Source organism: Streptomyces shaanxiensis, from assembly GCF_039537145.1.
Classification (GTDB): Bacteria; Actinomycetota; Actinomycetes; order Streptomycetales; family Streptomycetaceae; genus Streptomyces; species Streptomyces shaanxiensis.
Map to the genome: position 1 here is coordinate 1,361,824 of NZ_BAAAZY010000010.1, position 11,753 is coordinate 1,373,576.

An 11,753-nucleotide genomic window follows, 5' to 3' on the forward strand; every position below is an offset into this window, starting at 1 on the left:
GCAGGTTCCTTTTTGTCTACTCGTGAAGTCCGGCGAGGCGGCTGCCGAATCGGGCCAGGAGTGAGGTCTTGCTGGAGCCCCTGCGCTCTTCCCACTGGTCCGCGATACCGAAGAGCCGGTACATGGCATGAACACCCAGCCAGCGGATGGGCTCCGGTTCCCACTTCGGCGCCCGGTAGCCCACCCAGGGAAGCGTGGTCCGTTCGGTTTCCTTCTCGAAGGCGAGCTCCACGAGAGTCCTGCCGCCGACATAGGCCGCCGTGACACCGTGTCCCGCGTAGCCGGTGGACGATCCGATCCCGGATGCCGGGTCCCAGTGCACGCCGCCGTTCCAGTCACGCGTGACGCCCAGGACTCCCGACCAGGCGTGATCCACCTCGAAGGGGATGCCCGGGAAGAAGGTACTGAGCTTGTGCGAGATCAGGTCGATGGTGGACTGGGCGGTCGCACCGGCTCCCCCCGTGCCGGACCCGAAGCGGTAGGGGACACCACGGCCCCCCATGGCGATACGGCCGTCCGACGTCCGCTGGGAGTAGATGAACGTGTGAGCGGAGTCGTTGAGGCACTGGGGCCCGTCCCAGCCGATCTGCTGCCACGCCTCCTCCGGCAGGGGCTTGGTCACGATCATCGAGGAATTGACCGGGATCAGGCTCCGGCGGCCCAGCAGCTGTCCCGAATAGCCTTCGGTGCAGATGAACGTCTTCGCCGCGGTGACACGCCCGTCGGCCAGGAAGAGGGTCTTGCCCTCGACACGGTCCACGCGGCTGCTCTCGTAGATCCTGACGCCCATGGAGGTCAGGGTGTCGGCGAGGCCGTAGACGAGTTTCGCGGGGTGGATCCGCGCGCAGTGTTTGTAGAAGAGTCCGCCGTGGACGGTGGAGATGTTGATCCGGGACTGGAACTCGTCCCGGTCGAGCAGGTGGACTTCGTCGTCGGTCAGCCCGTACTTCAGTTCGGCATCACGCCGGGTGACAAGCCGGCCCAGCCCCGCCCGCGTGTGGGCAGCGACGAGCGCTCCGCCCTTGTGCTGATCGGCATCGATCCCCTCGGCCTCAAGGATGTCCAGGACCGCGTCGACGCCGGCGACGAACTCCTGCTGCAGCGCCCGGCTCGCCTCCAGCCCTCCGCCGGCGCGGGCGAAGGCGGCACGGTTTCCCGGCGGCATGGCCGAGAGCCAGCCACCATTGCGCCCCGACGCGCCGTAGCCCACCTGCTCGGCCTCGAAGACGGCGACGGAGAGCGACGGTTCGAGCTTCTTGGCGAAGTAGGCCGCCCACAGGCCGGTGTAGCCGCCGCCGACAATGGCCACGTCGACGGAGTCCTGGCCGGTGAAACGGGGGAACGAGGGCTTCTTGTCGGCCAGTTGGGCCACCCAGAAGCCGATCTCTCCGTTTCGGGGTGGTGCCGCAAGCGCGTTCATGTCGTGTCCTTCTTCTGTGTCTGGGAACCGTGTGGGCCGGTGCTGGAAGGCGGTGTGGCCGCCGTCGACGGGGCGGGTTGCCCCGGTGATGTACGAGGACTCAGACGACGCGAGGAAGAGGACGGCGGCGGCGATCTCCTCGGGGGAGTGGCGAGGTGCCTGAGCGGGTGCCGGCACCGGCCCCGAGGCCCCCCCACGCCCGCGGATGGGGGCCTGGGGGCCGCTGACCTGCGCTGGAGGGAGGCCTTGATATGTGCGTTGTGACGTATGGCCTGGAGTCGAGGCTGTGCTCGGCGCCGAAGTCCTGCACACGGCCGATGGTTCCCGCATCACGTCGACCGGCACCATCGGCGCTCCGGTACGCGCCGCTACACCGCGGTGCAGATCATCTGGATCTCGACCGGGGTGTTGAGCGGCAGCCCGGCGACACCGATCGCGGTACGGGCGTGCCGTCCGTTCTCGCCCAGTACCTCGATGAGCAGTTCACTGGCCGCGTTGGCGACCTGCGACTGCTCACCGAAGTCCGGCGTACTGGCCACGAAGACCAGCATCTGCACGATCCGGACCCCGTCCAGATCGCCCACCGCCTCAACGGCGGCTGCAAGGCAGTTCAGCACGGCATGGCGCGCGAGCTCTTTCGCGGTCTCCAGCTCCACGTCCCGGCCGACAACGCCCTGACCCAGCAACACACCGTTCCGGTAAGGGAGTTGGCCGGAGATGTGGATGCTGGAGTCCACCGCCCGGTGGTGCACGAAGTATGCGTTGCCGGGAAGGTCGGGCAGCTCCAGTCCGATGTTCTGGAGCCTTTCCGAAGCCGAGTCGCCCTTGACGGTCTGAGGCAGGGGCAGGCTCATGCCGCCACCGCCTTGCTGTGGACCATTTCCTCAGTTCTCCTGTTCTCGGGTTCTCCAGTTCTCCGCTCGGACGTCAGGGGCGCGGCAGGCCGAAGAGGACCGGGAGGTCGGCGATGTCGGTGATCCGCTCGTAGCCGAGCCAGTGCTCGTCGTGCTCGAAGCCGCGGTCGACGTACACCTTGTTCTCGATGCCCATGATGGCCGCGGGTCGGTGGTCATACATGGGGCTCGCGGAGACGTGGACGATCTCGTCGGGTGTCACGCCGAGCTTGTCGAACATGTACTCGAACGCGCTGAGTCGCGGCTTGTAGACGCCCATCTCCTCGGCGCTGATGATGACCTCGAACGGGGCCTTGAGGTTCTCCGCGAGGCGCACGGCGTGCGCGGTGTCGCTGTTGGTGATGATGACCAGCGGGACCGCCTCGGCCAGGCGGTTCAGCGCCTCGGTGACGCCGGGGTACGGGCCCCAGGTGGGGACGCGCTCGTACACCGCCCGCGCCTCGTCCTCGCGGTACTCCAGACCGACCTTGCGCGAGGCGCGTTCCATGGAACGCGCGACGATCTGGTGGAACGGCTGGTACGCGCCCGTGCACTCGTCGATCCGGTACGCCTTGCAGATCCGCAGGTACTCATCGGCGACCTCGGCCGGCAGTCGGTCGCCCAGGATCTCGCGCATCGTGTCGTTGATGCTGAACTTGATCAGCGTTCCGTTCATGTCGAACGTCGCGAACTTGGGCTTGATGTCGAATGCCACTGGTCCTCCTGTGTGTTGAAGTGGAGCAGTCTGCGCTGTGGTCGATTGTCGACCATTCGTTTGGTCGATTGTCGACCAAACGTTTCTGAGCTGTCAACAGCGCCAGAGGAGCGCTTTGGGCAGGACGGCGCTGACCCCCTTCTGTACGCATGAGGTGATCCACCGGCGCAGCCCACTCGATGACGTTGATGTAACCGGCGGAGGTATAGTCGACAAACGACCAAGTGGTCGGCAATCACTGAGGGAGGGCCACGGGGTGGACCACAAGTTCGAGTGGCAGGAGCAGCGGACGACGACGCCTGAAGGCGTCTACCGCACACTGCGAGCCGCCATCCTCGATGGGACCGTGCCTCCTGGTGGCCAGCTGCGCGAGGCGCACATCGCCGCGGATCTCGGCATCAGCCGGTCCCCGCTGCGCGAGGCGCTGACCAAGCTGGAGGAGGAAGGCCTCGTCGTGAAGATCCCCTACCGTGGGGCGTTCGTCGTGGAGGTGAGCGCTCGTGAGGTCGCCGAGATCGACTCGGTCCGGCTGCGTGTCGAGCCGTACGCCGCCGAGCTCTCGGCCGAAGCGCTGCGCGGTCCTGAGCGGCCTCAGTTGCTGCAGACCGTCGAGGATCTCCGCCGGGCAATGGAGAAGGACGACATCCCGGCCAGCATCGACGCGCACCTTCGCTTCCACAGGCTCTTCTATGATCTCTCGGGGCACGGCGTCCTGCAGAGTCTCTGGAACGGCTGGGAGACCAAGCTGCGCCTCCACCTCAGCGTCGACCACCGCACCTACAGCGACGACCCGCAGCAACTGGTCGTCGAGCACGAGAGGTTGGCCGCCGTTGCCCTGGGCGGCGACACCGACGCGTTCCGCCGGGAACTGGCTGCCCATTTCCCCATGGGGCTGGGGGCCAAGACGGAAGATCCGGGGGAGCCCGCGTCCCGGCATGTCTGAGTCCATGCCGCCTGCGTGAAACATCCAAGCCCGCTCGCCACGGCGTCGACTCCGCTGCGTTCGGTGATCGAGGTGTGCGACCACGGGCAAACATCGGTGAAGGGTCCGCCGGCGGGCGTATGCCGGATCGAGCCGCTGCGCCGAGTCCTGGGTGCCTCCTGTCGTGGCCGCGATCGGTCGGCTTCCGTCCGGCAACTGCCGCGCGCACGGTGACGGACCCGCCCGCGCACCGCGACCAGGCAATGCGCCGATGTCGCCGACTCCGTTCGGGGAGGGGCAGCCGTGGCCGGTCGCGGCTGGTGAGGCGCATGCGTAACCGTTGATCGGCATGCATTCCGGCGGCGCCGTCCGCGCTGTGCCGAGGTTGCCGACGTATCTGCGGGCGACTCCCCCTGGAGCGCGGTGTCGTGAGGCTCGGGGACGCGGGCCGCGTTCCCTGTGCCGTTGAACGGCAAGCGCTGACTGGTAGTCAGGTCGGGCGGATCAAGAGGGTCAGGCGGGTCAGCGGGTCAAGGGGCAAGAGGATCAAGGGGCTTCACTCATCGCGCACTGGCCATACGATCGCGATCGAATCTCAGTCTTGACAAAGTCTAAACTGAAGTTTACTTTTCAAGCTCCTTGAGTAGGTGTGCGTGGCCTGGATGGGTTTGTTCATGGGGGTTGGCTGCTGCACCTGGCCCCTGCTGAAATCGGAGTTGAACATGAGGTGCTACGACTGCCTCCAGGAGGCGCGCAGCGACACCACCGGCATCGGTGTGTGCTCGCGCTGCGGCTTGGCCACCTGTGAGAACCACGCCCGCGTACGACAGGTGCAGGTCACCCGCCAGATCGGCATGGGTGCTGCGTACGGCCGCTTCCCGGCACGCAGGGTGGTCTGCCACACCTGCGACATGGCCGAGACGGCGCACTGACCCGCATGGTGCGCTTGTCGCACCGCATCATCGGTCGCCGAACGCGCGCTGCCCGTCCCGGCGCCCCGTTCTTGGCCTGCCCGGATGCCGTCCCGCACACTGGTGCGGCGTCCGGGCCTCAGTCGCGGTCACGGTGGGTGCGCCGTGCTGGAGGCGCGACCGCGGACGGCAGAGTATCCATGATGTCCTCGCCGGTGGTCGTCCCGGCACGGTGATGGGGCCGGCGTTCCTCCCGGCCCGCGAGTGCCCGGAGACACTCGGTCAGTCCCGAACCCGCCTGGCGTCTCACGCCACAGGCGCTTCCCTGAACGGCCGCTACGCACTTGCCCTGAACCGCCACATCGCACTTTCGAACTGATTCCGCGGCCGCGTTCGAGGTTGAAGTTCGTATTGACAGTGCTCGACGGACAACCATATGGTCGACAAACGACAATAAGTTGACGGTTTTAAGCCACCATGATGGGTTTTGTCGCCGCCGTTACTCGAGAGGAGAGCCGAGTACAGATGATCAAGGATCATGAGACTTCGGCAGCGAACACCGACTCGGCTTCCGATCGGCTTCAGGCCCTGGGGCTGGCCCTTCCCGAGCTCCGGGAGAACCCGTACTACGTGCACCACCGGACGGTGGGCTCCAGCATCTACATTTCGGGCCAGCTGCCTTACCGGGACGGTTGACTGCTGAGGCAGGGCACTGTCGGCAGGGACATCGACCTCGAGACGGCGCGGTCACTCGCGCACGATGCCGTGCTGAACTGCCTTGCAGCCGCCGTTGAGGCGGTGGGCGATCTGGACGGGGTCCGGATCGTGCAGATGCTGGTCTTCGTGGCCAGTACGCCGGACTTCGGTGAGCAGTCGCAGGTCGCCAACGCGGCCAGTGAACTGCTCATCGAGGTACTGGGCGAGAACGGACGGCACGCCCGTACCGCGATCGGTGTCGCCGGGCTGCCGCTCAACACCCCGGTCGAGATCCAGATGGTCATCACCGCTGCGTAGGGCGGCCCCGACGGCGGTGTACCCGAGTGCGCGCGATATCGCGGGGCACGCGCGTTCGGCATCGAGGGGAGTCAGCACCCGCGCCCCTCGATCATTTCCCCTCGATCGTTCCAGGCGGAACCACAAGGAGGGCAGCGTGAATCAGCTGCAACGAGCACTCGACGCTCTGGTCGAGCGGATCGACACCCCCGCGCCGATCGTGCTGGTCGACGTCATGCAGGGCAACATCGACCGCATGCAGGGCTTCGCCGACCAGCACAACATCAAGGTCAGGCCGCACGTCAAGACACACAAGTGCGTGGAGATCGGTCGGCGCCAGATCGAGGCCGGCGCGGTCGGTATCACCGCGGGAAACGTCGGTGAGGCAGAGGTCTTCGCCGCAGCCGGCTTCGACGACATCTTCCTCGCCTACCCGATCTGGGCCGCGGGATCGAAGAAGCCCCGGATCCGCCGGCTCGCCGAGTCCGCCCGGCTGCGGGTCGGCGTCGACAACGTCGCGGCGATCGAGGCCCTCGCCGACACGATGGGAGACGAACCGGACCGCCTGCAGGTCGTGATCGAGGTCGACTGCGGCGCCCGTCGTTCCGGGGCGCCGCCAGAGCTCGCGGGCGACCTCGCGCTCGCCGCCCGCAAGCGCGGTCTGGTGCCGGCGGGCGTCTTCACCTATCCCGGTCACGGCTGCCTCGGTCGCGACGCTCGCCAGCGTGCCGCGCAGGACCAGGAAGCCGCGCTCACCACCGCGGTACGCAGCCTCGAAGGCGTCGGGGTCACCGCGGAGGTGGTCAGCGCCGGCTCCACGCCCACCGTCGAGTTCTCCACCAGCAGCAGCGTGATCACCGAGATCCGTCCCGGCGAGTACGTCTTCGGCGATCTGAACAACGCCCGGCTGGGTGCTTGCGCGGAGGACCAGATCGCGCTGTTCGTCGCCGGCACCGTGGTCAGCGACTGGGTTCCCGACCAGGTCATCGTCGATGTGGGCAACAAGGCCCTCAGTAAAGAAGGCAGCCCCGAGATCGGCTACGGCGGCATCGCCGGCACGAGGGCGGTCCTGTCCAAGGTCAACGAGTACCACGGGTTCCTCCCGCTGCCGGACGGCGACTTCCGCCCCAGCGTCGGAAGCGTTGTACCGGTGGTGCCCAACCATGTATGCCCCGTCGTCCTCGGTTTCGAGGAACTGATCGTCACCGACAGCACGGGCACGTCGCTGGAGCGGTGGCCGGTCGACGCCCGCGGATTCCTCAACTGACCGGCACGGGACGAGACCCCCGTCCTCCCCAAGCCCCCACCCCCGACCGACCTCCCCCGTAATGAGGAGTGCCTGACATGAGACTCAAGAACGTCACGGCCCTGGTGACAGGCGCCAGCAGTGGCATAGGGCAGGCGGTGAGTTCCCACTTCCGCCGTGAGGGCGGGCGGCTCCTGCTCACCGGCCGCAGGGAGCGGCTCGACAGCGCTGAGCCCGACGATCTGTACGTTCCCGGAGACCTCAACGACGAGACGTTCGTCGAGCACCTGGCCAAGCAGGCCGCAGAGACCTTCGGCACCGTCGACGTCGTCGTCCTCAACCACGGCCTGCAGGCCGACAGTCCGCTCACCGAGATGGCCTGCGACGACGCGAGGAACGTGCTCGAGAGCAACCTGCTCAGCGCGTTCCTGGTGATGAAGCACTTCGCCCCGCTGATGCCCGAGACTGGCGGCTCGTTCGTCTGCGTCAGTTCGCGGCTGGGCATGGTCGGCATGTCCGGGCAGGTCCTGTATTCCGCCGCCAAGGGGGGTCTCATCATGCTCGCCAAGGGCGCCGCGATCGAATGGGCCCCGCGCAACATCCGGGTCAACGTCGTCGCTCCGGGTCTGACCGCCACACCGATCATCGAAGCGGCGTTCCAGCGCAGGCCCGACCCCGAGGGCTACCGCCGTCAGCGCGAGAGCACGATCCCGCTCCAACGCCTCGCCACCCCTGAAGAGGTCGCTGACGCGGTGCTCTTCTTCGCCTCGCGGGAGTCGTCGTACGTGACCGGATCGGTCCTGACCGTCGACGGCGGGTACACCGCTGGCTGAACACCCTGCTGGGCATCACCATCAGCAAGGAGCTGAACGACCTGTTCTCCGTCGCTCCTTCTGCCTCGGGCGTCCGCCGATTGCGACATGAACCGTCGAACAAGCGTCGAGCGCGTGCCTCATTCGCCTGCCCCACTCGAACGGCGTCACCCTCAGTGCGCCCGTGCCGACAACCGTATCCGAGCCACCCGGCCACCTCGGCACGAGCCACGATGCCTCGTATCGGCCTCACCACATCGGGAACGGGCCATGCCCACGAGCGTGTGTCAGATGCCGCTCGGCAGCAGCTCGTCGACCCTGGCCGCGGCCACCAACTTCTCAAGCTCCAAAAGGAAAGACATGCCGCTCCTGAAGGCCATCGACACCAATCCCTCCTTCGCGCCGCGAGAATCCGGCCCGCTCCCGGAGCGCCTGATCTCCGGCGACCCCACCTTCCGGACCTGGGCCCAGGACGTCGCCCGTGGGGAGTCGATGCATAGGGGCGTCTGGGAAGCGACGCCCGGCGAGATGCGCTCGATCAAGGGCGAGACCTTCGAGTTCTGCCACATCCTCTCCGGCATCGTCGAACTCACACCCGAAGGCGGCGAGCCGGTGATCTACAAGGCCGGCGACAGCTTCGTCATGAAGCCGGGCTACGTCGGCGTCTGGAAGACCATCGAAACCGTGCGCAAGATCTACGTGACCGTGACGTGATGCCGATGCCTGGCCCCGATCGCCTTCAGGGTTTACGCGAAGCTACCTGCTGAGCAACGTCGCCGGGGCCGATGGTCCGCTCGGCCCGTCCCTCAGCCGCAGGCCAGGATCTGCTTCATCCCTCACCAGAGCCCTCATGCTCCGGCTCTGCTGAGGACCACCCCCACTCCGCTGGTCACCCCCTGTCCCGGCTCCAGTTTCCCCACCGCCACCCACCCGGTCACCCAGCCGACGTCGCTCCCGCGACGAGCTCGTCGGGAACTTCGATCCACGGCGAACACGCGCCCCAGACAGCGATCGGCAAGGCAAGCGGGCGATGTTCTGTCCGCGTTCGCCGCCCTGAACAATCCCCCCAACCCGCGAGGTAAAGCCCCCGCACAGCTGGTCCCATGCGTCCCCAGATGAGGAGTATTGCCATGAGTGATGCCCAGATCGGTCGTAGAGCGCTCCTGCGCGGAGCAGGCGGCCTGGCCGCCCTCGCCGCTCTTCCCTCCCTCGCCGCCTGCGGCACCGGCTCCAGCCGGACAGCCGGTGGGAGTGGTGGCAAGGGCGGCAAGACGGTGGTCGTCCGTGACAGCGGCGGTTCCTACGGTGCCGCCCTGCAGAAGGCGATCTACACGCCGTTCACTCAGGAGACCGGCATCAGCGTCAAGGTGCTGAACCTGGACGACGCCCCGCTGCTGGCCCAGATCAAGCAGGGCCGGCCGCAGTGTGACCTCATCAACAACTCGATGATGTCGCACACCAAGTACGTCAAGCAGGACGCGCTGGAGGCGCTGGACCTCGACCGGATCAAGAGCGTGAAGAGCGCGAAGATCCCCGAGGCCCAGATCACCGACCACGCCGTCGGCCACATCTTCTACGGTCAGTGCATCGCGTACCGCACGGACGCGTTCGGGGGTAAGAAGCCGGAGTCGTGGGCGGACTTCTGGGACACCAAGGCGTTCCAGGGTGCCCGGGCGATGGTCCACCCGGACGGTGACCTGCCGGAGCTTGAGTTCGCGCTGCTGGCCGACGGCGTGCCGATGGACAAGCTGTACCCGCTGGACGTGGACCGTGCCTTCAAGGTGCTGACCCGGCTGCGGGGCGACATCAAGAAGTTCTGGGACAGCGGCCCGCTGCCCGGTGTGCTGCTCAGCCGCCAGGAGGTGACGATGTCCACCGTCTGGGACGGCCGAATCGCCGATCTGCAGAAGCAAGGCGTCCCGGTGGAACGGCAGCTCAACGGGATACGCCGCCAGTTCTCCGGCTACGCGATCGCCAAGGGCGCTGCCAACGCGGACAACGCCTACCAGCTGATGGACTTCGCGCTGCGTGCCGAGAGCCAGGCCAACCTGGCCAAGGCGTTCCCGTCGAACCCGTCGTCTCCGGCGGCGTACGCCAAGCTCACGGAGGAGGAGCGCAACGCGCTGGCGGGTGCGCCGAAGTACTACGACAAGGGTTTCGATGCGGATGTCGACTGGTGGCTGAAGAACGAATCGGCCGTCACCGAGCGCTGGTTGGAGTGGGCTCGTGGCTGAATTCGGTATCGCGGCACCGTCGGTGAAGGTGGCCGGCGTCAAGTCGGCCACGGCGACCGGCAAGGCGCTGTCGGTGGTGGCACTGCGTAAGACGTACGGGGACGTGGTCGCTGTCGACGAAGCGTCGATGGAGATCGCCGCGGGGGAGTTCGTCACCTTCCTCGGCTCCTCCGGGTCGGGCAAGACCACGACCCTGATGATGATCGCCGGGTTCTGCGAACCCGACTCCGGCACCATCACCCGTCGGCGGCCGTGACGTCACCCGCCTGGCGCCGCAGAAGCGAAACCTCGGTTTCGTCTTCCAGCAGTACCTGCTGTTCCCGCACATGACGGTCGCGGAGAACGTCGCTTTCCCGCTGACGCTGCGCGGAGTGCCGAAGGACGAGATCCGTCGGCGTGTCGGGGAGACGCTGGAGATCGCGGGCCTGTCCGGGTTCGGGGGCCGTAAGCCGCGTGAGCTGTCCGGTGGTCAGCAGCAGCGTGTGGCGTTGTGCCGGGCGCTGGTCTACCGGCCGCCGGTCATCCTGATGGACGAGCCGCTGGGCGCGCTGGACAAGAAGCTGCGTGACCAGCTGCAGGTGGAGATCAAGAGCATCCAGCAGGAACTCGGGCTGACCGTCATCTATGTGACGCACGATCAGGAAGAGGCGCTGGTGATGTCGGACCGTATCGCGGTGATGCGCAACGGTCTTATCGAGCAGTTCGACACCCCCCGCGAGCTGTTCGAGCGGCCGAGGACGCCGTTTGTGGCGGACTTCCTCGGCGCGGCGAACTTCCTGCCCGGGCGTATCGAGCAGCACGACGGCGAGCACACCCTGGTCCGTCTCGACAACAGTGGTGGCCTGATCAAGGCCCGCCATCACGACCTCGCCTCGGGCACCCGGGTCAAGGTCGCCGTCCAGCCCGGCCGGCTGCGGGCCTGTGCCGCCGGCGACGGGTTCTGTACCGGCATGGTGGAGAACGCCACCTACGTCGGCACGCTGGTGCGCGCCGGGGTCCGGATCGACGGTGGTGACGGGCCGCTGCTGCGCCTGGAGGTCCCCGCCGACCGCGGGCCCGTGGCCGGCGAGCGGGTTGGGATCAGTGCGGACCCCGAGGACGTCAACCTCTTCCCCACCGACGAACAGGCGGGGTGAGTCATGGCAGTCACCCTCACCGCGGGCGCTCCCGCCCGCCCCCGCAAACTCCTCGCATCACGCCGGACCCGCGTCGGGATCCTGTACGCGCTCCCCGTCGTCGTGTATCTGCTGGTGCTGTTCGTCTACCCGATCTTTTCCACACTGCTGCTGAGCCTGAAGGACGCCGACGGCTCGTTCACGCTGCACTGGTACGCCGACGCGCTGACCGGCGTGAACCTGTCGGTGCTGTTCACCACGCTGCGGATCTCCGCCGAGACGGCGGTGCTGAGCCTGGTCTTCGGGTTCGTCCTGGCCCAGGCGATCACCCGGCTCAAGCCCATCCTGGCGGGCCTGGCGATGCTGGTCGTGGTCGTCCCGCACTTCGTCTCCGCGCTGGTGCGCACGTACGGCTGGATCATCATGCTCGGTGACAAGGGCCTGGTGAACGAGTCCCTGACCGGCATGTCGGTTCCCGGTGCCCCGTTCCAG

12 protein-coding genes and 2 pseudogenes are annotated in these 11,753 nt (G+C 67.2%); 10 read left to right on the forward strand and 4 right to left on the reverse strand.

Annotated features, from left to right (window positions below):
• Positions 1-16 precede the first annotated feature (16 nt).
• The 4 genes and pseudogenes from ABD932_RS19560 to ABD932_RS19575 form a co-directional block, all read right to left on the reverse strand.
• Positions 17-1,420 carry an NAD(P)/FAD-dependent oxidoreductase gene (locus ABD932_RS19560; RefSeq protein ID WP_345014484.1) on the reverse strand — a complete coding sequence of 468 codons (1,404 nt, stop codon included), beginning with the start codon at positions 1,418-1,420 and terminating at the stop codon, positions 17-19.
• A 96-nt stretch (positions 1,421-1,516) separates the two neighbouring features.
• Positions 1,517-1,768 (reverse strand): annotated as a pseudogene (locus ABD932_RS19565) (hypothetical protein); the annotation flags it as partial.
• A gap of 20 nt (positions 1,769-1,788) precedes the next feature.
• Positions 1,789-2,274, reverse strand: coding sequence for a RidA family protein (locus ABD932_RS19570; protein WP_345014374.1), 486 nt, complete (start codon positions 2,272-2,274; stop codon positions 1,789-1,791).
• A 73-nt stretch (positions 2,275-2,347) separates the two neighbouring features.
• A complete protein-coding gene (locus ABD932_RS19575; protein ID WP_345014376.1) occupies positions 2,348-3,028 on the reverse strand; it encodes a haloacid dehalogenase type II in 681 nt (226 codons plus the stop codon).
• Positions 3,029-3,284: 256 nt separating this feature from the next.
• Here ABD932_RS19575 and ABD932_RS19580 point away from each other — a divergent pair, with 256 nt between their 5' ends.
• From ABD932_RS19580 to ABD932_RS19620, 10 genes and pseudogenes are all read left to right on the forward strand, one after another.
• Positions 3,285-3,971 (forward strand): GntR family transcriptional regulator, encoded by a 687-nt coding sequence (locus ABD932_RS19580; protein ID WP_328344416.1) that lies wholly within the window; start codon positions 3,285-3,287, stop codon positions 3,969-3,971.
• Positions 3,972-4,672: 701 nt separating this feature from the next.
• Complete coding sequence (locus tag ABD932_RS19585; RefSeq protein ID WP_345014381.1) at positions 4,673-4,882, forward strand: DUF2180 family protein; 210 nt, start codon at positions 4,673-4,675, stop codon at positions 4,880-4,882.
• Positions 4,883-5,626: 744 nt separating this feature from the next.
• Positions 5,627-5,875: a RidA family protein gene (locus ABD932_RS19590; protein ID WP_425587478.1), complete on the forward strand. Its 249-nt coding sequence runs from the start codon at positions 5,627-5,629 to the stop codon at positions 5,873-5,875.
• Between the two features lie 136 nt (positions 5,876-6,011).
• Positions 6,012-7,121 carry an alanine racemase gene (locus ABD932_RS19595; protein WP_345014383.1) on the forward strand — a complete coding sequence of 370 codons (1,110 nt, stop codon included), beginning with the start codon at positions 6,012-6,014 and terminating at the stop codon, positions 7,119-7,121.
• Positions 7,122-7,198: 77 nt separating this feature from the next.
• Positions 7,199-7,933, forward strand: a complete 735-nt coding sequence (locus ABD932_RS19600; RefSeq protein WP_345014385.1) for an SDR family NAD(P)-dependent oxidoreductase — start codon at positions 7,199-7,201, stop codon at positions 7,931-7,933.
• Between the two features lie 270 nt (positions 7,934-8,203).
• Positions 8,204-8,626: a cupin domain-containing protein gene (locus tag ABD932_RS19605; protein ID WP_345014387.1), complete on the forward strand. Its 423-nt coding sequence runs from the start codon at positions 8,204-8,206 to the stop codon at positions 8,624-8,626.
• A 416-nt stretch (positions 8,627-9,042) separates the two neighbouring features.
• Positions 9,043-10,146: an ABC transporter substrate-binding protein gene (locus tag ABD932_RS19610; protein WP_345014389.1), complete on the forward strand. Its 1,104-nt coding sequence runs from the start codon at positions 9,043-9,045 to the stop codon at positions 10,144-10,146.
• On the forward strand, positions 10,139-10,402 hold the full coding sequence (locus tag ABD932_RS44015) for an ATP-binding cassette domain-containing protein (RefSeq protein WP_425587479.1): 264 nt from the start codon (positions 10,139-10,141) through the stop codon (positions 10,400-10,402). Before ABD932_RS19610 ends, ABD932_RS44015 begins: the two co-directional genes overlap by 8 nt.
• 10 nt (positions 10,403-10,412) lie before the next feature.
• Positions 10,413-11,282: an ABC transporter ATP-binding protein gene (locus ABD932_RS19615; protein WP_425587490.1), complete on the forward strand. Its 870-nt coding sequence runs from the start codon at positions 10,413-10,415 to the stop codon at positions 11,280-11,282.
• Positions 11,283-11,285: 3 nt separating this feature from the next.
• Positions 11,286-11,753: pseudogene (locus ABD932_RS19620) on the forward strand (ABC transporter permease); the annotation flags it as partial.